We start from the raw sequence: 21,497 nt of genomic DNA on the forward strand, positions 1-21,497 counted from the left end.
CGATTGTCGAATTCGTGTCGTCTGATGAGAATGGATGCCGATACGCGACCTTGGTGTCGCGATCCCATTTCACGATTGGAGTTCGCATGAACGATGCCCCTCATAGATCCTCAGCCAGCCGGAATTCGGTATTGGTGGCGGTGTGTCTTGCCGCCTTGACGCTTCCTTTGAACTTCTCCGCCGGTGCGGTTGCCACGCCGGCGATCGGGCAGGACCTCGGTGGATCGCCTGCATCCCTCACCTGGATCACCAATGCCTTCATGCTGGCTTTCGGAAGTCTTCTGATGGCGGCGGGCGCGCTGGCCGATCGATATGGCAGACGGCGGGTGTTCTTGATCGGCCTTGCGCTGTTTACCGGCTTCTCCTTTGCGCTTGGATTTGCGCCTTCGGTGTGGATCATCGATCTGCTACGTGCCGGTCAAGGCGTGGGCGCCGCCGCTGCCCTGGCCGGAGGGACGGCCGCACTTGCGCAGGAATTCGACGGCCACGCTAGAACGCGCGCCTTTGGGTTGCTTGGAACGACCTTCGGCGTCGGTCTTGCATCTGGTCCGCTGCTGACGGGATTGATGATCGAAACGGTCGGATGGCGGGCAATATTCCTTGCCGGCGGCCTGATCGGCCTCCTTGCCCTGATCCTCGGCCCGCCACGGATGCGTGAAACGAGGGATCCCAATGCGGCGGAACTCGACTGGCTGGGCGCCGCAAGCTTTACCCTCACGCTCACTCTCTTCACCGTTGCGATGATCGAGCTGCCTGTTCTCGGGTCTAACGGTATCATCGCTTTCAGCACAGGATTTGCGCTTTCGCTTGCAGCCTTCGTCTTGATCGAAATGCGGGCGGCGCGACCGATGCTGGACTTATCGCTGTTCCGTTATCCGCGGTTCGTGGGGGTGCAGCTATTGCCAATCGCCACCTGCGCCTGTTTCGTTGTTCTTCTTGTTATCATCCCGTTGCGCCTCATCGGTATCGAGCAACAAGGAGCAATCGGGGCGGGGTTCATCATGTTGGGACTGTCGGCTCCGATGCTGGTGGTGCCTATAGTTGCGACGATGTTGGCGCGTCATGTTTCGCCGGGCATGCTCTGCGGCATCGGCCTGCTGATCGCCGCCTCTGGCCTCGTCTGGCTTGCCGGCTTCACCGTAGAGGATGGAGCCATGATCGTTCTGCCCATGCTCGTCATCGGGGTGGGCGCAGGCCTGCCATGGGGCTTGATGGATGGCTTGTCCGTTGGCGTCGTGCCGGTGGAGCGTGCGGGAATGGCGACCGGCATATTCAGTACCGTGCGGGTTGCCGGTGAAGGCATCGCGCTTGCAATCGTCAGCGCCGCCCTGTCGGCGTTGACCTCGGCATCCCTCGGACAGCTGGCACCTTTGTCTGCGCCTCTCCTGAACCAGACAGGTCAGCGTCTGGCAGTGGGCGACTTGGCTGGTGCAGCGGCAATATCGTCCCACATCGGGGACGACCTGTTGCGGGATGCCTATCAGACTGCGTTTTCGACACTTTGCTGGTGGCTGGCCGCGGTAACGACGCTATGCGCCATCGCAGTCCTTCTCCTGTTGCCAAATAGTACTGCGGTCGCCGACAAGGTGACGGCTCCGTAGATTATCGGGAACGAACACGGTGTTCCGGTTGGGCGTGGAGGAGGAGAGTCCAGTGATGCGGGCCGAAGGACATTAGCGGGCATATCCTTTGATATGCTTCGCCGGCCCGCCTTCCGGGCAATCTCCTACTCATGTGCCATTGTTCAATGAACTAGGCTACGGGAGCAGGCAAGATCGCCTCTTTCACAGCCAGTTCTGCCATGGCGAGTGCGGCATCACGGGTTTGGCGGCGGCAATAAACCGGCCGTTGTGGCAGAAACTCGCGCCTTCAACGCCACAAACCGCTTCCAGATCGCCATTTGTAAGGCCAGCCCATGCCGCAGGCAGGTCTGCCCGCAGTTCAAAGCCTTCATCTGCGCGACGGATACCGGTCAGACACCAGTCCTTGTCACGCGGGTGAACGACAAACAGCAGATTGTCGGCGCCCGCCTTCACAATGGCGGGCCGAAACGGCATCCCCATCGGCAATTCCAGAATATGACCTTCACCGGCATCGACGATAGCCTGCGTTACAAGCGCCTCGGCGCGCAGTTTCGCAGCGCTTTTGGCTATTTTCGCCTCGACGAAGCTGCGGGCAATGACGAGCGCCGCGTGGAAACTGCGATCATCCGCTTCGGGGTCGGTCTCGTCAAAAACAGGTTTCAGAGTTTCCAGCAGGACAGGCAGCGTCAGTGCAACCAGCGGCCCGGCGACGGAGGGGCTGACCGTACCATTGTCGACCAGATCGACCGGCAGCACAAAGCTTCCATCGAAAGAGGCATGGATGGTTTCGACATGTTCATCGGGGATGCCGAAGGCGGCAAGATAGTCCCTGCCGAAATGCTTCCAGATCAGTCCGAACGAACTATATGGCTGACCGTCATCCCTCAGCGGCGCGCCGCGCTGATGGTGATCGAATATCCCGCTTGTCGCGTCATAAGCGCCGCCGACATCGTAGATGATGCGGTCCACGCCGGGGGTGATCCATTCCGGCGCCCTGCTGCGGACGATGCGGGCCTGCGGGAACAGCCGGGTCAGGATGACGCTGGACAGCAGTTCGTCGGCATGGAAGCCACCGGAATGGGTGACGAGAAAATCCGGGATCATGTCAGGATACGCCTTGTTGCTTGCGGGAGGTCCGCCTGGAATTGAGGCACCTGATACCCTTTGCCCGACGCCATCTCAACCCGTCATTCGCCGCTTCTGTATCATATTGCCGGTGCGGGACTGGCTCCACTCGTAGCGGAAGGTAACGCCGCTCCCCTTGTCGCCTTCCTGCACTACGTTGGTTTCCGTGTTTCGTACGTACTGGAAAACCCATAGGTATTGCAGTCGGGGAGGAGCGGCATTTGCCTCTTCGTCAGGCGGCATCCAGAGAGAGGGTCAGGTCGGCGACCAGATCGTCTGGATGTTCGATGCCGATTGACAGCCGGATCGTGGAATCAAGCACACCAATGCGCTGGCGGACATCGGCCGGAACACCCGAATGCGTCATCGTTGCAGGGTGGGAGGCGAGAGATTCCGTACCGCCAAGGCTGACCGCGAGTTTGAATATCGTGAGAGCGTTGAGGAATTTGAAAGACGCTGCCTGCCCGCCCGCAATGTCAAACGAGAAGGTCGATCCCGCACCGGTGCATTGATCTGCAAACACCTTGCCCACCGGGGACGCCGGATCGTGAAACGGCAGATAATGGATTTTCTCGACCTTGGGATGCGCCTTCAGGAACTCGGCCACCACCTTGGCATTGCTGTTTGCCCGCTCCATGCGGATTTGTAGCGTCTCAAGCGAGCGCCCGAGCATCCAGCACGAATGCGGGTCGAGCTGGGTGCCGATCGCTCCGCGTAATGCCTTCACCTGCTTCATGACATCCTTGCGACCGAGCGCTGCTCCGGCAATGAGGTCGGAGTGCCCGCCAACGTATTTTGTCAGTGAATAGAGCGAGATATCGGCACCGTGCTCGATTGGCCGCTGGAAAACCGGACCGAGGAGTGTGTTGTCGCATGCGATGATTGGCCTGTGTCCCTGCTTCTGGCCGATCACGTCGGCAACACGGCTGATCATAGCGATATCGACAATACTGTTTGTCGGGTTGGCGGGGGTCTCGATGAGGATGACGGACACTCTGCCTTTCGCCATCGCAGCCTCTGCGGCGGATATCACCGAGGCCTCGCTGACACCATCGGCGAAACCCACCGCGGAAACGCCGAAATTGTGGAAGGTCTTTGCCAGCAGCGTCTCAGTGCCGCCGTACAAAGGCTGGGAATGGAGTACGGTGTCGCCGGGTCGAACGAAGGCGAAAAGCGTCGTCGAAATGGCGGACATGCCGGACGAGAAGAGCGCACAACTCTCGGTGCGTTCGTAAACGGCAAGGCGATCCTCGACGATCTCGCTATTGGGATGGTTGAAACGCGAATAGACGAGGCCTGCACCTCTGCCTGCGGGCGGCTCCTTGCGGCCGGAGACATAGTCGAAGAAGTCGCGACCGTCTTCCGCCGACTTGAAGACGAAGGTCGAGGTCAGAAACACAGGCGGCTTCACCGCTCCTTCCGACAATTCCGGATCGTAGCCGTAATTGAGCATCTGGGTTTCAGGATGGAGAGCGTGGTTGCCGATATGGGTTTTAGACGGATGCGGTGCGGTCATTTGCGGAAGGTCCTCCTCAACAGACGTTGAACTGTCCGCAGCTTACATCCAATCAAGCCAAAATACCTTGCATTCTGAAGCGTGGATATGTCTGATGAAGCAATATATTGCGGAGAATTGTGCTTTATGTCGCAGAAAATTGCAGATCCAATCGACCGGCGGATAGTCAAGGAGCTGTCTGCCGACGCAAGGATCACCAACAACGAACTTGCCGAGCGAGTGGGCCTGTCGGCATCTGCATGTCTGCGGAGGCTGCGACGGCTGGAAGAGACGGGGGTGATCAAAGGTTATTCCGCGATCGTCGATCCGGCAATCGAGGGATGGACCATGACCGCGCTTGCATCCATCCGCCTCAGTCGCCAGCACGATGACGAAATCCGGATGTTCGAGGCGGCCGTTCTGGACTGGGACGAGGTTCTGGAATGTCACCTCGTCACGGGTTCGAGGGACTACATGCTCAAGGTCATGTGCGGTGGGCTCGAGGACTACGAGCGCTTCATCAAGGAGAAGATCGCGAAGCTGAAATGCGTCGACACCATCGAGACCAGCTTTGTCATGAACACGATCAAGGCGCGGCGTATCTAAGCTTTGCTAGAAGCTCCGCGCCCGGTGCGTTCAAGCTCCGAGAACCGGAGCTTGAACCGTTTGGGGGTGCGATCGGACGACTTACTCGGCCGTCGCCTGGATATCGACCTTGTCGAGAAGAAGCATCGGGTTTTCAGACGCTGCAACCAGATCAAAAAGACCAAGGCCATTTGGTCCAGTGGAGCGGGCGGTAACCGTAAGAGTACCGGGGTTGTTGATGAAGCGAAGCAACGCGTCCACCGCACTCTTGAGTTTGGGCTGTTCAGCTGCGATCTGCTGCAATCCCGCGCTTGCCACGAGTGTCAGAACACCGCGCACTTGATCCTCGGTCATGTCGTTTTGCAGAGCATACAGCTTGATGGCCTTGGCCATCAAACCTTCGTCCTTGATCGTCAGCTTTACCTCGCGACCCGCGAGCCCCAGGAGGGCGGCCTGAGTACGATTGGTGTCGAAGGAAAAGAACTCCTCCGTGAACCCGCTCGCCAGACCGGAAAAATTGACGCTGCCAATATCCTTGCCGCGCATGGAGACTTCCCGGATCACCAGGTTCTTGTTCGGTTCATCCCAGCCGGCGGCAAGGGCATAAGACAGGGCGAGTGCCTCGAAACCCAGTTTGCGGGCTTCGACAAAAACTTCCTCCGTCGAATCTGCCGGGATGGGAAGAGAAAGGTCATCCTGCCTGATCACGATATCTGTGGGGATGCCGTTGAAGGGCTTTGTCAGACCCATCTCGAAATTCCTGAGCGTGAACTTGATGCGCTCAGGCGTGCCTGATGTCTTTTCCTCTGTCTCGTCTTCTGTTTGTTCCGGGGCTGCGACATCAACGTTGATGCCACCGACACGGATGGTGCCCAGTTCCGGTATCAGATGATTAAACGGGAAAGTCTCGATCTGCTTGTCGTCAAGCCCGACGATTTTGGAGAGACTCTCGATTGTAGAACTCCAGTCAAAGCCCTTGAGGCTTGCCTCGGCGACTTCGATCGTGTCGACGCCATTTCCGATCGACATGCCATTCAGGCCGAAGTCGAGCTTACGGCTGTCCATCTGCATATCGATACGATCAATGCCGACCTTGACCCTTTTGCCGGCAGCTCCTTCGCTTTCATCAGGCGCGTCGGCCTTGAACCCGAGCAACTGCATGTTGCTCTTGCCAATCATATCGAGAATGGACAGGGCCTTGGCGAAAATTGCCTGGCGTTCCTGAGGTGAAAGCTCGTCGGTATTTTGGGTCGCCGCCAGTGCGTTCATCGTTTCCAGAAGCGGCTCGGCCGGCATGCGGGCGCTGAAGCCGTCGCTACGTATTTCATCGTAGGTGAAATGACCGTCTCCGTCTGAGAACGAGATTTTGCTGACGGAGAGCGGGCCATAGAGAAGCTTTGCGTCCTTATCTTCGGGACCCGCTTTTTCCGTATAGAGCCTTGCGAGGTAAGCGGCATCGAAGTCCTTCCCGGCTATGGCGCCGGTCGATACGACCAAGTGCTTCTTTTTCATCGCGCCAGTGCTGTCCGGTAGATCCATCTGGATGTCGTAGCTGGCATTGTCGATGGAATATCGGGCGACCCGGCCTTTGGCGATGTCCGAGAAGGCTACGTTCTTGTAAACAGTCTTCTGCTCGGTGGTGGCGATGGACTGCGTGAATGTCATCTCAGGCGTGGAAATACGCTCTGCTGCAAAGCGCTCTATGCGCTTGGGCAGAGAGTTGGCATTTCCGTCTCCGGATACTTCAGCCGCATCCGGTTTTGTGAACGCGGCATTCTCGACACGCGCATGCGCCATCGAGATCTTGCCGGTTGGCACGTCAACATTGATGTCGTTCAGCTCCAGTGCGCCATCCAGGAAAGGAAATTTTGGACGTCCATCGATAGCTGCAATCCGGATATTCTTGCCATCGGCAAGCGGCAAGGCCAGTTCGCGAATGTGAATCTGCCCGAGGAAATCAACCTCAACGGAACGGGCAGTTGCGCCAGTGCGAGCAACGAGTTCGCTGACCTTTGCTTCGTAGAAGGCCTTACCCCCGATGACGCCTGCAGCAGCAACAGCAATAATCGCAACCGCCGCCCATAAAGCTTTGGTCCGGCCCTTACCGGTTTGGGTATTTACCTGTTCCACGAAATTGGTCCTCTCCGACGCGATTTGAAACTGCACGCCTTTTAAGCACGCGAAAGTTGCTCCGCAAGTAGGCGCTAGCGGGACAGTTGGAGAACTTGTCCCGAAACCCAAAACGCCGGGTCCGCTCGTGACCAAATATCAAACGGGACAGCCTGGCATTTTGCAGATCATAAAGGTCATGCATGCTGGGCAGCGCCAAGGCGGTGCCGGTATCGACTGCCTCAGCTACCGCCACTCACTGGACAATATAGTAGACATAGTCCACCATATTGTTTCCGACGTATGAAGCGTCGGCCAAAGCGAACAAAGTTACAAAAAAACAAGGGGAACTTATGTCGCATCCAACCACGTCAGCCGACGTGGTGCTGTCCGTTCGCAATCTCACGGTGGATCTTCCGCCGGGAATGGAGCGCACCCACGCGGTCAAGAATATCTCTTTCGACCTCCACGCAGGTGAGATCCTGTGCATTATCGGTGAATCCGGGTCCGGCAAATCCGTCACTGCCAGCACGATCATGGGGCTGTTGTCGCCCGTGATAAAAGTCAGCTCCGGCGAAATCCATTTCAAGGGAATGGACATACTTGCGGCCAGGGAAGATAAAATCCGGCCGCTGCGTGGTCAGGCGGTCTCAATCATTTTCCAGGATCCGCTCTCCGCGCTCAATCCGTTGATGACAATCGGGGATCAGATCGCAGAAGTGCTTGAAGCGCATGGCTATGGAACGCCTGAAACCCGCAAGGCCAAGGTTCTGGATCTACTTGAAGAAGTCGGTCTTCGCGACCCGCCTCTGATGCGGCTGCAATATCCATTCCGTCTGTCTGGCGGACAACGCCAGCGGGTCATGATCGCCATGGCACTGGCACTCGATCCGGATGTCCTGATTGCCGATGAGCCAACAACCGCTCTCGACGTTACCACCCAGGCGCAGATCCTTGAGCTCATCCGCAAGATACAGAAGCGCAAGAACATGAGCGTCATGTTCATCACCCACGATTTCGGCGTCGTTGCCGAAATTGCCGATCGCGTCGTGGTGATGGAGAAGGGATATCTTGTGGAGCAGGGAAGGGCGGACCAGGTTCTGGTCAATCCTGTCCACCCCTATACCCAGCGACTTGTCGCTGCGGTTCCGCGGATGCGGAGCACTGAGCGTTCAGTCAGCGAAGAAGCTCCCGTCGTTCTCAAGGTCGAAAATCTTGAGAAGGAATATCGCAGCTCCGGCTCGTTTTTCCGCAAGGCCCGTATCGTCAAGGCGGTCAATGGTGTCAGCTTCAAGCTTCACAAGGGCCAGACCCTTGGTATCGTTGGCGAAAGCGGGTCGGGCAAGTCCTCGCTCGGGCGTGTCCTGCTGAAATTGCTGGAGGCGGATGGCGGTTCAATATGCTTCGATGGCCGTGACATAGCAGCGATGGACGAAACGACGTTTCGATCGTTGCGACCCTATATCCAGATGATTTTTCAGGATCCTTTCGCGTCGCTTAATCCCCGCCATACGATCGGCAGGATCTTGACGGTGGGCCCCGTTGCCCACGGAATGGCTGTGCATGAGGCGAGAATAAAGGCTCTCGGAATTCTGAAGCTCGTGGGGCTGGATGAACAGGCCTATGACCGTTACCCGCACGAATTCTCCGGCGGCCAACGCCAGCGCATCGGCATTGCCCGTGCACTGATGTTTGATCCGGTTGTCCTTGTGGCCGACGAAGCCGTGTCTGCTCTCGACGTTTCCATACAGGCGCAGGTTCTGGAGCTTCTGGCGCGGGTGCAGGCTGAAATGAAGGTGGCGATGATCTTCATCACCCATGACCTGAGAGTAGCAAGCCAGATTTGCGACGATGTGCTTGTCATGCACAAGGGAACGGTTGTCGAACAGGGGCCGCCGACAAAAATCTTCCGGTCGCCGGCCCACCCCTATACCCGTAAACTCGTTGCGGCGATCCCCGGTGCGGACTGGGAACCTGCGGCAACTGCCGTCGGCACATAACATCGAAGTGTGACGAGCCGGACACCTCGTCAGACTTTGCATTGCGCGACATCAAGGACCGATTGCACCGCCGGATTATCGTGGATCCGGTGGCGCGAGAGGTTTTCCTTTTAAAGGTTTGATTTAAATAATAAAAATATGATTTCAGGAATAAAAAGTAGTTGCGTTTGTCTACTAATTATCCTTTCATTCAGTCACGAAACTGACATACGACATGGCCGAAAACCTGCACTGCGGCACGCCGGGAACGCGTGTGCGCCAATGTAGATCTTTGACCATTCGAACGGAAACTCCATGTCCAAACCAACTGAAAACCCGCCGACATCGCCAACTGATATCAATCTCGACGTGCTTGAAGACACGCTGAGCTTTTACATCCGCACGATCAACCTTGCCGTATCGCGCGATCTCGATGCCCGGCTGGACGGGCTGGATGTGGCGAAGGGAACTGGAAAGATCACGACCCTGCTGCTCGTCGATGACTACCCGGGTATCCGTCCTTCAGTGATAGCTCATCTGACGATGCGGGACCGGTCTGCAATGGGCAGGATCATAGACCAGATGGTGTCGCACGATCTGATACGCCGGGAAGTGTCGCAGGAGGACAGCCGCGCCCAGGAGCTTTACATCACCGAAGCCGGAGCGGCACTCGCAACGAAAATCCGGGAGATCGTTCCGCAGCAATCGCGCGATTTCTTCAGCTTCATCCCGGAAGACGAGCAGAAGCAGGTTATCGACATTTTGCGTCGCGCCTACCGCCATATTGTGGGGCTTGCATGATGGAACGAACGACAAAACGCGTTGCTCTCATATCCGGTGCAAGCCGGGGTATAGGCGACCATATCGCCGCTACTCTTCTTGGCGAAGGCTGGTCGGTATCGCTTGGTATGCGCAGCCCTTCGCTGCCGCAATGGGCTGTAGGTCACGAGGGACAGGTCCATCTTGCCCATTATGACGCAAATGATGCGAGTGCGGAGAAGCGCTGGGCCGATGATGCGTATCAGCATTTCGGTCGTATCGATGCTGTCGTGGCCAATGCCGGCATCATGATACCGAAGACAGTGATCGAAGCAGACGACGAAGACATCGACGCCATGCTTGCGGTCAACGTCAAGGCACCGAGAAGGCTGGTTAAGGCCGCCTGGGAGGCGTTGAGCGAGAGCGGTCGTGGCCGGGTCATCATCCTCGCTTCCCTTTCCGGCAAGCGGGTGAAGTCCGCATCTGCCGGCAGCTATTCTCTCTCCAAATTCGCGGCGGTAGCGCTTGCGCATGCCATCCGACAGGCGGGCTTCGAAAGCGGCGTGCGTGCGACAGCCGTATGCCCCGGTTTCGTTGCGACCGATATGGCGACCGCCTTGTCCGAACGGCCGGCGGATCAAATGACCCAGCCCGCCGATCTTGCCCGCATCATTGCCATGCTGCTGTCCTTACCGAATGAGGCTTCCGTCGCCGAATTCGCCATCAATTGCCAGCTCGAGGAGTTTTTCTGACATGCCCGGTCCTTATGTCGTTCCCGTCCATGGCGATGCGGAGTTGCCGAAAGAAGTCGATGTCGTCGTCATTGGCGGCGGCATTATCGGCACCTCCACCGCGCTCGAACTTGTCGATCAGGGGCTGCGTGTTGCACTTTGCGAAAAGGGCGGTATCGGCCACGAGCAGTCGAGCCGCAACTGGGGCTGGGTGCGCATTTCCCGCCGCGACCCACGCGAGGTGCCCTTGATGGCAGAATCGCTGCGCATCTGGGCGGATCTCAATCGCCGCACTGGGCGAGAAACCGGTTTCAAGCGTTCCGGCATCGTCTTCACATGCGCAAACGAAAAGGAATTTTCCGAGCACGAACGCTGGAACCGCAATCTGGAAGGCTACCAGATTGAAAGCCGCATGCTGAGTGCAAAGGAATTCAAGGCGAAATATCCTCATTCCAACATGGATGTCGCCGGTGCCCTCTATACCGCCGGCGATTGCCGGGCCGAGCCGCAGCGCGCCGCGCCTGCCATTGCGGAAGCTGCCCGCGACCGCGGCGCTTTCATTCTGACCGAATGCGCCGTGCGCGGTCTGCAGCTCTCCGGCGGCAAGGTGTCGGGTGTCGTGACAGAGCGCGGTGAAATTGCCTGCAAGGCGGCGGTCATGGCGGGTGGCGCGTGGTCCAGCCTGTTTCTCGGCAACAACGGTCTCGATCTGCCGCAGCTCAAGGTCATGAATTCCGTGCTGCGCACAAAGCCGCTGGAAGGCGGCCCGGAAGAGGCAATCTGGTCGAACGGTTTTGCGATCCGCAAGCGCCTCGACGGCGGATATACGATCGCGAACGGCTTCCAGAACATCGTCGACATCGTGCCCGCATCTTTCCGTTATGCACTGAAATTCCTGCCGGCTCTGCGGCATGAGTGGCGCTCGCTCGACCTGCGCCTGACTGGCCGCTTTTACGATGAATGGCGCATTCCGCGCCGCTGGGCGCTCGATGAGGCTTCGCCCTTCGAATATAATCGCGTGCTCGATCCCGTTCCGGCGATGGACATGACGGACGGCGCCTTTGCCAAGCTGAAGAAAGCCTTCCCGGTCTTCGAAAAGGCCGAAATTTCGCAGCGCTGGGCGGGCATGATCGATGTGACGCCTGACGCTATTCCGGTCATCGACAATATCGACGCCATTCCGGGCTTTCATGTTGCAACCGGCTTTTCCGGCCATGGTTTCGGCATCGGCCCGGCGGCCGGAAAACTCATGGCTGATATCGTCACAGGCCGCAATCCGATTGTCGATCGTCGCGATTTCCGTTTCAGCCGCTTCAGCGACGGTTCGAAGATCGAACTGGTCAGCGGCTTTTGAAAGGAGAAGCCCGGCGGTCAGGTGCCGCCGATCCTTTTGACGCATGAGGCAGGCAACTGCTGATGGGAGTAGTACCGCCCAAAGAGGCGGAAGCAAAAATAATCGTCGTGTTCAACCATCGGATCAAGGGGAACTAAAAAATGTCCGACCAGAACAAGCCGCTTATCAATACCACCCGCCGCCAGGCACTCGGCCTTTTGGCGCTCGGCGCATCCGGCGTCGTCCTTTCCGGTCTTCCGGGTTTTTCCCGCGCCATGGCGCAGGACAAGGCCGCCAAAGGCCAGCTCACGGTCGGCTTCTCGCAGGAGCCTACCGTCTTCAATCCACATATGCCGCATATTGAAGTCGACGAAGGCATCCATTTCAGCATCTTCGACCCGCTGTTTTATGTCGACGAGAAAGGTGCCTTCGTCGCAGCTCTCGCCGCCGAAGTGCCGACGGTCGAAAACGGCGGCATTTCCGCCGATGGTCTCAACTGGAAGGTCAAGCTGCGTGACGACGTCAAATGGCACGACGGCAAGCCGTTCACCGCTGAAGACGTGAAGTTCACGCTTGAACTTCTGGTCGATCCCAACTTCCGTTCATGGCGCAAGACCGGGCACGAATTCGTACGTGATTTGACCGTGGTTTCGCCGACGGAAATTACCTGGAAGATGGAAAAGCCCTTCGCGCCCTATCCCTCGATCCTTGCTTCCACATTTATTACGCCGAAGCATCTCCTAGGTGCGGAAGCTGACCGCAATACCGCCGCCTATAACAACGCGCCGGTCGGAACGGGCGCTTTCAAATGGAAGGAGCGGGTTGCAGGTGACTACATTCTGCTCGACGCCAATACCGATTATTTTGGTGATGGCCCGCATATAGAGCGTCTGGTCTACAAATACGTACCCGACCTGAATGTGATGTACACCCAGTTCAAGACCGGCGACATAGACGTGGTGGGCCTGCAATGGATCACACCCGACCATTATGACGAGGCCAAGGATCTCGCCGGCAAGGTGGTCAACGTCGTGCCGGGCTCGACGATTGAATCCCTCTCGTTCAACATGGAACGTCCACAGTTCAAGGAGCCGGCGGTAAGAGAGGCGCTTTATGCGGCGATCGACAAACAATCGATCATCGAGGCACTTTATTACGGTCTGCCCACACCCACCGAAAGCTACGTTCCGCAGCAGTCGTTCTATTACAATCCAGATCTTCCCAAGCATGAATATTCCATCGAGAAAGCTAAAAAGCTGCTCGACGATGCGGGCTGGGCGCCCGGGGCGGACGGCATCCGCGCCAAGGATGGCGTGAAGCTCGCCTTCACCTGCTCCACGACAGCGGGCAATCACATCCGCGAACAGGTTCAGCAATACATGCAGCAATCTTTCAAGGATATCGGCGTGGAGATGACCATTTCGAACCTGCCGCCGGCTGTTATGTGGGGTGACTACTGGATGCTGTCGAAGTTCGATTCGGTTATCGTCGGGCTCGACTTCCTGACCGGCCCGGATCCCGATACCTCCGACTTCTTCCGCTCGACGTCGAGCGCTGCAAAAGGTGGCTCGGGCCAGAATACCTGGCAGTTCGTCAACAAGGACGTCGATGATCTTCTGGCCAAGGGCGGCAGTCTCTTCGTGCCGGAGGAGCGCAAGGCCGTCTACCTGAAGATCCAGGAGATCATGCGCAAGGAACTGCCGCTGTTGCCGCTGTTCCAGTACGCAACGGTGCGTGGTCACAAGCAGGGTGTCGAAAACGTGAAGCCAAACGTCAATAACCGTATCGATACCTGGAACGTTGCGACCTGGCGTCTGGCGTAAAGCCTGCCGCAGACAGGGCTTTATGCCCGATCCATGGAAGTGCCGGCTTTGAAGCAGCCGGCACTCTGACGGCTATTCGTGGATGGTTGCTAGCCAGTTCCACGATGCGACCTGGAGTCTCATCATGCTGACCTTTCTTCTCCATCGGATATGGCAGAGCCTCGTACTTCTGCTGCTTGTCTCGATCATCGGTTTTGCCATCCTCAACCTCGCGCCTGGCGGTCCATTGTCGCAATTTGCCCTGACGCCCGGCATGACGCGGGAGGCGCTTGATCGCATCGCCCACCAGATGGGTCTCGATCGACCCTTGCCGGTGCAATATCTTGAGTGGGCCTGGCGCCTGCTGCAAGGCGATTGGGGGAAATCCTATCGCGACCAACGTCCGGTTCTCGATATCATCTCCGGGCATTTGTTTGCGACCCTGCTGTTGATGGTCTCATCAACCGTCGTATCCATCCTTGTCGGCACCTGGATCGGTATCAAGGGGGCGACCAAACGTTATACGCTGTTCGATTACACCGCGACGGTCGGGGCCATGGTGGCGCTTTCAATTCCCACCTTCTGGTTCGGGCTGGTGGCCATCTATGTTTTCGCGCTCAGGCTGAAATGGCTGCCGGCGGGCAACATGTATACGATCGGCGATCAGTCTTTTTATGACTATGCAATTCACCTAATCATGCCGAGCCTGGTACTCGCCCTCGTCAACATCGCCGTCTGGAGCCGCTACATGCGGACTGCGACGCTTGACGTCATCAATCAGGATTTCGTCCGTACCGCCCGCGCCAAGGGGCTGACCCCGCGCCGGGTTCTGATGAAACACGTCGTCGGCAATGCACTTCTGCCAATGATTACCCTTGCCGGTCTCCAGCTCCCGACGATTCTCGGCGGCGCCCTCGTAACGGAGACGGTCTTTACCTGGCCCGGCATGGGCCGCCTGTTCCTCGATAGCCTTGGTTATCACGATTACCCCGTCGTGATGGGACTTCTGATGTTTTCCGCAATCCTCGTGCTCATCGGAAGCTTGCTCGCTGACCTCATGGTCGCTCTCGTCGATCCCCGCATCCGGCTCGGATAGGGCCGGATCGACGAAACGCCGCACTCAATCGAAGGAAAGACCATGTCCGCTGCAACCCTCCATCCCTCACAGGCCGCACCGCGGTTCCACTGGTGGCAGAACCGCACGCTGCGCCGTTTCGCCCGCCACAAGCTTGCTGTGCTCGGCCTCATCATGATCACCGTCATGATTTTCGCCTGCGTGGTCGGGCCCTATCTCTTGCCTTACGACGAATTGTTCATCGATCTGCGCGCCCGTTTTGCCCCGCCGATGACCGGTTACCATATTTTCGGCACCGATCCGCTCGGACGCGACATAGCCGCGCGCCTTTTCAATGCCGGCCGCATCTCACTGCTGGTCGGGTTTTTCGCCATGGTGCTGTCGACGCTGATCGGCACCATCATCGGTGTCGTTGCCGGTTATTATGGCGGGCGCATCGGCGCGATACTGATGCGTTTCGTCGATGCCTTTCTGTCTTTCCCGAGTATTTTCCTGCTTCTCGCTCTGGCTGCTTTCGTCAAGCCGAGCCCGTTCATGATCACGGTTATCATTGCCGTCACAAGCTGGATGGAAATTGCCCGTCTGGTTGAAGCGGAAGTGCGGTCTCTGCGCGAACGCGACTTCGTCATGGCAGCCCGTATGCTGGGCCTGCCCAATGGCTGGATCATGTTCCGGGAACTGCTGCCGAATGCTGTCGGCCCGATCATCGTTGCCGCGACCCTGACAGTCGCGCGTGCCATCCTTCTGGAAGCCTATATCAGCTTTCTCGGTTATGGCATTCAGCCGCCGCTGCCGAGCTGGGGCAATATGTTGAATGGAGCCCAGCAATATCTCGACAAGGCGCCCTGGCTCGCCATCGTGCCGGGCGTCGCCATCACGCTTGCCGTCACGAGCTTCAATTTCATCGGTGATGGGCTTCGTGATGCGCTCGATGCACGCAGCGACCTGAACTGAAGGTGTCGGTAGATGGTTTCGTTCTCACCCTTTGACGTGACGCTGTGGTATGCGACCGCAGCTTCAGCACCGCATACGGAGCCTCTTTCCGGTCGCGTGCAGGCCGATGTCTGCATCGTCGGCGCGGGTTATACCGGTCTGACGACCGCACTGGAGCTGGCGAAAACCGGCATCAATGTCGTGCTTCTGGAGCGGCAGGAAATCGGCTTCGGCGGTTCGGGCCGCAATGCCGGACATTGCACCCCGACCTTTACCCATTATAGCCTGCCCGAGCTGCGCAGGATGCTGGGTGAGCCCTGGGCGGAACGGCTGATCGAACGGCAAACGCGGGCGAATGACCGCGTCTCGAGCATGATCCGCGACTATCAGATCGACTGCGAATGGGTACAGAACGGCTATGTGATGGGCGCACCGCATAAGGGCGCCATGGATGAGATCAGGCGCAAGGTCGAGACCTATAATGCGGTGGGCGCGAAAACCCGGCTGCTCGACCGTGACGAGGTGGAAGCGGTCACCGGCAGTACCCGTTTCGACGGCGGCTGGCTGCACGAAGAGGCAGGTCACCTCAATCCGCTCGGTTACGCCCGCGGTCTCGGCCGTGCTGTCATCCAGGAGCGCGGAAAGATATTTACCGGCTCAGCAGTGACGGGTTGCGAACGCGACATAACCGGAGGCTGGAAGGTCAAGACCGATCGCGGAGAAGTGGTCGCGTCGAAAGTGATCTTTACCACTGGCGCCTATACGGTTGGTGGTTGGCCCAAGCTGGATCGGACCTTCAAGATTCAACGAGTGTTCGTTGCCGCCACGCAAATTTTGTCCGAAGAGACACGCCGGACCGTCCTGCCGCAGAACACGACCATCCATGATGGTCGCGGCGATATCTACGTCTACAAATACAATGCCGAAGGCCGGATCGTCGCATCGATGTTTCCCATGGGACGCCGCGGCCGCGACATGGCCTATACGAGACAGGTCATGAGCGAACGGCTCAAATGGCTTCATCCAAAGCTTCGGGAAGAGATCCGCTGGGAGTATTTCTGGTTCGGCGAACTCGATATGCAATATCGCACCGTGCCGCGGTTTTACGGTCTCGCGCCGGGCGTTGTGGCTTTGACCGGTCTTTCGGGCCGTGGTGTGCCGACCGGCTCGATGCTCGGTTCCATTCTTTCGGAATGGGCGCTTGGCAAGCCGGAGAACGAGCTTTCCCTGAAGCTGGAACCACTGAAGGCAGCTCCCTTCTTTATGGGTTTCGCACCCGCAATGGCGCTACGTTACTACCGGCTGCGCGACAACATATCCACGAAACTAGCTGGGGCGGAACTGCCACCCCATGCCTGAACCGGCACGGCCCCAAGGTCCGTGCCAACATTGACAAAGCAAGGAGAATTCCCGTGACCATGCCGATTTTCAACATTTTCGATGACGTGGATCTTGTTCCGGCCATGCCCGCCGAAGGCCGTGAAGGCGGTTCGTATCGTCGCCAGATATGGCAGGACCAAATCGAAAATGGCACAATCGTCGCAGTCTGGAAGGCCGAGCCCGGCATCTACAACTATCCGGGTCGTGACCTCGAGGAAACTTTTGTCGTTGTTGAGGGTGAGGCAATGTATTCGCAGGCCGAAGCCGTCCCGGTGAAGATCGGTCCCGGATCGATTATCAGCATCGCCAAGGGCGTACCAAGCCGCCTTGAAATCCTGTCGCCGTTCCGCAAGCTCGCAACTGTCATCCCGAAGCCGTGAGGTTTGGGGGAGGGGTGCCTGCAGATTTAAGGCAGGCTGTGTCCTGTATGCGGGGCACGAAGATTTAGGTCACGCCGATCTGTCTTTCGTCACAGCGATCCGGTGCAACGCTGATGGCCCGACAATCAAAGATTTAAAGAAACAGGGCTCCGAGGAGACGCAGAGCCCTGTTTGCGTTCAATGGTTTGGGAAGCAGCCGGTGCAAAACAGGCCACTCATTTGAAACATCCTTGTGACCGTCATCCCTTTTCCCAGCGCCAGCCGGTGCGAAAAAGCGGTGCCAGGGCCAGGGCGTTGATCCCTTGCTTATGGGGGCGTGCATCGGACATACTTGCACTCGAACCACAAAGGGCCAAGGGCAAGACGAGCCAGCGACGTTAGTGCCGGCTCGCGGAGCCATGCGGGAAGATTTTACCTCATGAATACGCGATTTCTCGAAACTTTCCTCTGGGCTGCACGACTGAACAGCTTTTCGGCGGCCGCGGAACGTTTGAACACCACCCAGGCGTCGGTGTCCAACCGAATTGCCGCCCTCGAAAGGGAGCTTGGCGTCGTGCTTTTCACGCGCGATGTGCGCTGCGTCAACTTGACACCTGCTGGTCGTCTGGCGCTGCAGCATGCCGAAAAGATCGTCAATCTGACCGGTGAGTTCCGACAGATCGTGAGTAGCCGGGAGGCGCTGAGAGGCACCGTGCGCATCGGTGCTGCCGACACGATCGTCTATGCCTGGTTACCGCTACTCATTCGCCGCATGAACGAACGTTACCCCGGCGTCAGCCTGGATCTGACCATCGACACCAGCCTGAAACTATCCCAGCGCATTCAAAACGGTGAGGTGGATGTCGGTTTCATCATGGGGCCGATCATGGCTGCAAATATCTACAATTCACCGCTCTGTACGTTCGAGTCCTGTTGGGTTGGCGCGGTCGAATTGCCGCTGCCGGAAACGGGCGTCACACTCGAAGATATCGCGCATTTTCCGTTACTTACCTTCTCGACAGGCTCGCAGCCACATCAGGCGTTGCGCGCGTTGCTCGATACTCACGGGTTGTCCGACAGCCGCATCTATAATTCCAATTCGCTGTCGATCATGACCCGCCTTGTGGCCGCGGCCGTTGGGGTGGGCGCTTTGCCGCGTGTGCTGGTGGACGGCATCATCAAATCCGGTGAGGCGCGTATTCTCGACATTAGTCCGTCAGTACCGCCCCTCACATTTCACACCGTTTATCAGGAGCGTGGCGACAACGCGATTGCCCGGGCCATTGCCGATATGGCGACGGAAATCGTCAGTGAAACCACCACGCAATGGATGACGGCTGCCGCCTAAATTTTGCGCTGCAGCGCAAAATGATTAATCTATAAGCTTACCTTATGGGTTTCGATAGAGTTTTTCCGTTTGTAATGAAAACAGTTCCCGTTCTTAATTCTCCTCGCAACATGAGAGGAGAGCAACGTGAAAGTCTCACTTGTTCAAATGAATACCCAGAATGACAAGGCAGAAAACCTTAAGGTTGCTGCCGATCTTATTGAGAAGGCAGTCAAGGCGGATAATCCTGACCTTGTTGTTCTTCCAGAATACTTTGCATTTCTTGGAGATAATCCCCAGGAGATGCATGAGAGCGGGGAGGAATTCCCTGACGGCGAGATTTACACGCTGCTCTCGGGGCTGGCCAAGAAGCACGCGATCACGCTGCATGCCGGCTCCATCGTCGAGAAGGAAGGCAATCGCTTTTATAATTCGACGCTCGTTTTCGGGCCGGATGGCAGCCAGATCGCCCGCTACCGCAAGATGCACCTGTTCGATGTCGATACGCCAAACGGCATCAGCTACCGCGAATCCGATTCCGTTGCCCGTGGCGAAGAAGTCGTGACCTACAAGGTTGGCGACAAGACGGTCGGTTGTGGCATCTGCTACGATATTCGCTTCCCTGAACTGTTTCGCGCCCTGCGGGACAAGGGTGCAGACGTCATCGTTCTGCCAGCGGCCTTCACCCTGATGACAGGCAAGGACCATTGGGAAGTTCTGGCGCGCGCCCGTGCCGTCGAAACCCAGACCTACTTTCTGGCCGTCGGCCAGATCGGCACCCATGCGGGTGGCAAGAAGGCATGCTGGGGGCATTCCATGGTCATCGATCCGTGGGGCCACATCGTCGCCCAATGCTCCGACAGCGTGGGAACGGCCGGTGCCGTCCTTGACTTCGACTATTCGGCCAAGGTGCGCGCCAACGTACCGGTGGCGAACCACCACGTTCTCTGATCGGAGAAAGACTCAATGTTTATCGTCAACCCCATGCCCGAACAGATCGGTGCCGACATCATCGAGCTTCTTGAGAAGGTCGAAGTCGCAACGATCGGTCACGTGCTTCACTCCGGCTTCGTCGATCCTGAAATCCGCGCCGTCCTTCCGGGCAAACGTGTGGCCGGCACTGCCGTCACGCTGCGCATCCCCAATGCGGATTCGACCATGCTCCACTATCTGTCGCAGTTCGTGCGTCCCGGGGATATCGTCCTCATCGACCGTTGCGGCGATACCCGCCACGCCTGCTGGGGCGGTGTCATCACCAACACCATGAAGATGGCCGGCGTTAAGGCCGGTGTCGTTGATGGCCCGGCGACCGACTTCTCGGAGTTCGCCAAGGTCGACATGCCGATGTGGTGCCGTGGTCCTTCGCCCATCACCACCAAGATCCTCGGCCTCGAAGGCGCGATCAACGTTCCGATCAGCGTCGGCGGCCAGGTGATCAATCCGGGCGATGCGATCCTGTGCGATGAAAGCGGTGTTGTCGCTCTTCATCCAAGCCAGGCTCGAGCCATGGCTGAACGCGCCATCGGCATGCAGGAAGCCGAACTCGTGCTTCTGGAGCGCCTGCGCAACGGTGAGAAATTGCCGGACATTTCTGGCGCCAACAAGCTCGTCCAGGCCAAGCTGAGCGCCTGACATCGTCTCACGGGTGGCGGACCGGTCCGCCACCCCCAATAATAATAGAGGAGAACAGGACAATGAAGAAAACTATACTTCTGAGTGGGATTCTCATGCTCGGCACTGCCGCTCTGCCGGCGCACGCCCAGCAGACCGTGACGTTTCTCGGTTATAGCGGCCTTTTCCAGGAGCGTTACACCAAGGCCGTCATCGAACCTTTCATGGCGGCTAACCCTGATATCAAGATCGAATATTTCCCGCAGCAGGGCTCTGCTGCAATGCTCGGCTCGCTGCGCGCCCAGAAGGCTGCGCCGCAGTCCGATATCGCTCTGATGGACGTCTCCGTCGCCAAAACAGGTACGGACGAAGGTCTGTTCGACAAGATCGACGAAAGCGTAACCAAGAATGTCGCCGACCTCTATCCTAATGCCCGCTTCGAAGGCGTGGCCGGGGTTGGCGTAACGTTCGACAATCTCGTGCTCATCTACAATACCGATGCCATCAAGACGGCTCCCGACAGCTGGAACGCTCTGAAGGATAGCGCCCTCAAGGGTAAAGTCGCCATGCTGAGCGCGCCTGATATCGTCGGTATCGGTACCACCATCATCATGGACCATATGAATGGCGGCACTGATTTCATCAAGAACATCGATGCCGGCATCAATGCGATGGCTGAAGTTGCTCCGAATGTGCAGACCTGGGAGCCGAAGCCGGAAGTCTATCCGAACGTTGTCAACGGCCAGGTTTCGTTGGGCGTGGGCTGGAACGCCCGCAGCCAGGTAAATGCTGACGGCTCCAAAGGCAAGATGAAGGTGGTTCTTCCGAAGGAAGGGACGATCCTCCAGATCAACACGCTCAACCTCGTCAAGGGTGGTCCGTCGTCCGAGGCTGCGCGCAAGTTCGTTGATTATGCGCTGAGCCCGGAAGCCCAGGCTGCCTTTACCGCCGCCATGTATTATGCGCCGACCAATTCCAAGTCCTCTGTCTCTGCCGATGTGAGTGAGCGCACGGTCGTCAAGGCGATGGACAAGGTCATCCCGGTGGATTGGATTGGCCTCTCGAAGGTCCGCGACCAGATTACGCAGGACTGGCGTCGCAAGGTCATTCCCCTCAGCCGTTGAGACTTTTGCGCCGAGCGCAAAAAAATGAAAGGACTTCCGCGGCTCCCATGGCAGTCGCGGAAGCAGCATACCAAAACCCTCGGAGCATCTCCTCTGTCGGCGCTGGGGCGGAAGAGGTGGCAGCCGACGCGGACATGCATTCCGAGCAGGCCCTAAGGCCTGCACCAGGGGAGGCACCGCGAAACGG

17 protein-coding genes and 1 pseudogene are annotated in these 21,497 nt (G+C 57.9%); 15 read left to right on the forward strand and 3 right to left on the reverse strand.

The genetic code is table 11. The features are described 5' to 3' along the window. The first annotated feature begins 86 nt into the window (after positions 1 to 86). Positions 87 to 1,601, forward strand: coding sequence for an MFS transporter (locus tag CRO62_RS12145; RefSeq protein ID WP_323455486.1), 1,515 nt, complete (start codon positions 87 to 89; stop codon positions 1,599 to 1,601). Between the two features lie 151 nt (positions 1,602 to 1,752). On the opposite strand, the pseudogene CRO62_RS12150 reads toward CRO62_RS12145, so the two are convergent. Both CRO62_RS12150 and CRO62_RS12160 read right to left on the reverse strand, forming a co-directional pair. Next, positions 1,753 to 2,687: pseudogene (locus CRO62_RS12150) on the reverse strand (MYG1 family protein). Positions 2,688 to 2,940: 253 nt separating this feature from the next. Further along, positions 2,941 to 4,224, reverse strand: coding sequence for a cystathionine gamma-synthase family protein (locus tag CRO62_RS12160; RefSeq protein WP_065663082.1), 1,284 nt, complete (start codon positions 4,222 to 4,224; stop codon positions 2,941 to 2,943). A 126-nt stretch (positions 4,225 to 4,350) separates the two neighbouring features. Here CRO62_RS12160 and CRO62_RS12165 point away from each other — a divergent pair, with 126 nt between their 5' ends. Next, positions 4,351 to 4,809, forward strand: a complete 459-nt coding sequence (locus tag CRO62_RS12165; protein ID WP_097100317.1) for an Lrp/AsnC family transcriptional regulator — start codon at positions 4,351 to 4,353, stop codon at positions 4,807 to 4,809. An 81-nt stretch (positions 4,810 to 4,890) separates the two neighbouring features. Here CRO62_RS12165 and CRO62_RS12170 read toward each other — a convergent pair whose 3' ends face one another. Continuing rightward, the gene (locus CRO62_RS12170) at positions 4,891 to 6,918 is read right to left on the reverse strand and encodes a hypothetical protein (protein ID WP_097100318.1); all 2,028 of its coding nucleotides are present in this window, start codon (positions 6,916 to 6,918) and stop codon (positions 4,891 to 4,893) included. 332 nt (positions 6,919 to 7,250) lie between these two features. Between CRO62_RS12170 and CRO62_RS12175 the strand changes: the two genes are divergently transcribed. From CRO62_RS12175 to CRO62_RS12235, 13 genes are all read left to right on the forward strand, one after another. Beyond that, positions 7,251 to 8,897, forward strand: a complete 1,647-nt coding sequence (locus tag CRO62_RS12175) for an ABC transporter ATP-binding protein (RefSeq protein ID WP_097100319.1) — start codon at positions 7,251 to 7,253, stop codon at positions 8,895 to 8,897. 294 nt (positions 8,898 to 9,191) lie between these two features. Then, a complete protein-coding gene (locus tag CRO62_RS12180; RefSeq protein ID WP_026330963.1) occupies positions 9,192 to 9,677 on the forward strand; it encodes a MarR family winged helix-turn-helix transcriptional regulator in 486 nt (161 codons plus the stop codon). Continuing rightward, entirely contained in the window at positions 9,677 to 10,387 is a 711-nt protein-coding gene (locus CRO62_RS12185) for an SDR family NAD(P)-dependent oxidoreductase (RefSeq protein ID WP_162694200.1), read from the forward strand. Before CRO62_RS12180 ends, CRO62_RS12185 begins: the two co-directional genes overlap by 1 nt. Before the next feature lies 1 nt (position 10,388). Continuing rightward, a complete protein-coding gene (locus CRO62_RS12190) occupies positions 10,389 to 11,720 on the forward strand; it encodes an NAD(P)/FAD-dependent oxidoreductase (RefSeq protein ID WP_035199278.1) in 1,332 nt (443 codons plus the stop codon). A gap of 140 nt (positions 11,721 to 11,860) precedes the next feature. Then, positions 11,861 to 13,522, forward strand: coding sequence for a peptide ABC transporter substrate-binding protein (locus CRO62_RS12195; RefSeq protein ID WP_025596018.1), 1,662 nt, complete (start codon positions 11,861 to 11,863; stop codon positions 13,520 to 13,522). 124 nt (positions 13,523 to 13,646) lie between these two features. Further along, positions 13,647 to 14,597: an ABC transporter permease gene (locus CRO62_RS12200; protein WP_013761327.1), complete on the forward strand. Its 951-nt coding sequence runs from the start codon at positions 13,647 to 13,649 to the stop codon at positions 14,595 to 14,597. Positions 14,598 to 14,639: 42 nt separating this feature from the next. Next, positions 14,640 to 15,530 carry an ABC transporter permease gene (locus CRO62_RS12205; protein WP_003517690.1) on the forward strand — a complete coding sequence of 297 codons (891 nt, stop codon included), beginning with the start codon at positions 14,640 to 14,642 and terminating at the stop codon, positions 15,528 to 15,530. A 12-nt stretch (positions 15,531 to 15,542) separates the two neighbouring features. Beyond that, positions 15,543 to 16,868, forward strand: a complete 1,326-nt coding sequence (locus tag CRO62_RS12210; RefSeq protein ID WP_097100321.1) for an NAD(P)/FAD-dependent oxidoreductase — start codon at positions 15,543 to 15,545, stop codon at positions 16,866 to 16,868. 59 nt (positions 16,869 to 16,927) lie between these two features. Next, positions 16,928 to 17,269 carry a cupin domain-containing protein gene (locus CRO62_RS12215; RefSeq protein WP_323455495.1) on the forward strand — a complete coding sequence of 114 codons (342 nt, stop codon included), beginning with the start codon at positions 16,928 to 16,930 and terminating at the stop codon, positions 17,267 to 17,269. 418 nt (positions 17,270 to 17,687) lie between these two features. Next, positions 17,688 to 18,596 carry a LysR family transcriptional regulator gene (locus CRO62_RS12220; RefSeq protein WP_097100323.1) on the forward strand — a complete coding sequence of 303 codons (909 nt, stop codon included), beginning with the start codon at positions 17,688 to 17,690 and terminating at the stop codon, positions 18,594 to 18,596. A gap of 147 nt (positions 18,597 to 18,743) precedes the next feature. Continuing rightward, positions 18,744 to 19,526 (forward strand): carbon-nitrogen hydrolase family protein, encoded by a 783-nt coding sequence (locus CRO62_RS12225; RefSeq protein ID WP_236775894.1) that lies wholly within the window; start codon positions 18,744 to 18,746, stop codon positions 19,524 to 19,526. A 15-nt stretch (positions 19,527 to 19,541) separates the two neighbouring features. Next, positions 19,542 to 20,207, forward strand: a complete 666-nt coding sequence (locus tag CRO62_RS12230) for an RraA family protein (protein ID WP_097100325.1) — start codon at positions 19,542 to 19,544, stop codon at positions 20,205 to 20,207. 62 nt (positions 20,208 to 20,269) lie between these two features. Next, positions 20,270 to 21,310, forward strand: a complete 1,041-nt coding sequence (locus CRO62_RS12235) for an ABC transporter substrate-binding protein (RefSeq protein WP_097100326.1) — start codon at positions 20,270 to 20,272, stop codon at positions 21,308 to 21,310. Positions 21,311 to 21,497 lie beyond the last annotated feature (187 nt).

The sequence above is a fragment of the Rhizobium sp. AN6A genome (genome assembly GCF_900215635.1).
Taxonomy (GTDB): Bacteria; Pseudomonadota; Alphaproteobacteria; order Rhizobiales; family Rhizobiaceae; genus Agrobacterium; species Agrobacterium tumefaciens.

What these genes read in the sequence shown, in the direction of transcription:
- CRO62_RS12225 (WP_236775894.1), top strand. Translation starts at nt 18,744, where the DNA reads ATGAATACCCAGAATGACAAGGCAGAAAACCTTAAGGTTGCTGCCGAT.
- CRO62_RS12145 (WP_323455486.1), top strand. Translation starts at nt 87, where the DNA reads ATGAACGATGCCCCTCATAGATCCTCAGCCAGCCGGAATTCGGTATTG.
- CRO62_RS12190 (WP_035199278.1), top strand. Translation starts at nt 10,389, where the DNA reads ATGCCCGGTCCTTATGTCGTTCCCGTCCATGGCGATGCGGAGTTGCCG.
- CRO62_RS12215 (WP_323455495.1), top strand. Translation starts at nt 16,928, where the DNA reads ATGCCGATTTTCAACATTTTCGATGACGTGGATCTTGTTCCGGCCATG.
- CRO62_RS12235 (WP_097100326.1), top strand. Translation starts at nt 20,270, where the DNA reads ATGAAGAAAACTATACTTCTGAGTGGGATTCTCATGCTCGGCACTGCC.
- CRO62_RS12205 (WP_003517690.1), top strand. Translation starts at nt 14,640, where the DNA reads ATGTCCGCTGCAACCCTCCATCCCTCACAGGCCGCACCGCGGTTCCAC.
- CRO62_RS12200 (WP_013761327.1), top strand. Translation starts at nt 13,647, where the DNA reads ATGCTGACCTTTCTTCTCCATCGGATATGGCAGAGCCTCGTACTTCTG.
- CRO62_RS12210 (WP_097100321.1), top strand. Translation starts at nt 15,543, where the DNA reads ATGGTTTCGTTCTCACCCTTTGACGTGACGCTGTGGTATGCGACCGCA.
- CRO62_RS12180 (WP_026330963.1), top strand. Translation starts at nt 9,192, where the DNA reads ATGTCCAAACCAACTGAAAACCCGCCGACATCGCCAACTGATATCAAT.
- CRO62_RS12160 (WP_065663082.1), bottom strand. Translation starts at nt 4,224, where the DNA reads ATGACCGCACCGCATCCGTCTAAAACCCATATCGGCAACCACGCTCTC.
- CRO62_RS12175 (WP_097100319.1), top strand. Translation starts at nt 7,251, where the DNA reads ATGTCGCATCCAACCACGTCAGCCGACGTGGTGCTGTCCGTTCGCAAT.
- CRO62_RS12195 (WP_025596018.1), top strand. Translation starts at nt 11,861, where the DNA reads ATGTCCGACCAGAACAAGCCGCTTATCAATACCACCCGCCGCCAGGCA.
- CRO62_RS12185 (WP_162694200.1), top strand. Translation starts at nt 9,677, where the DNA reads ATGGAACGAACGACAAAACGCGTTGCTCTCATATCCGGTGCAAGCCGG.
- CRO62_RS12230 (WP_097100325.1), top strand. Translation starts at nt 19,542, where the DNA reads ATGTTTATCGTCAACCCCATGCCCGAACAGATCGGTGCCGACATCATC.
- CRO62_RS12165 (WP_097100317.1), top strand. Translation starts at nt 4,351, where the DNA reads ATGTCGCAGAAAATTGCAGATCCAATCGACCGGCGGATAGTCAAGGAG.
- CRO62_RS12220 (WP_097100323.1), top strand. Translation starts at nt 17,688, where the DNA reads ATGAATACGCGATTTCTCGAAACTTTCCTCTGGGCTGCACGACTGAAC.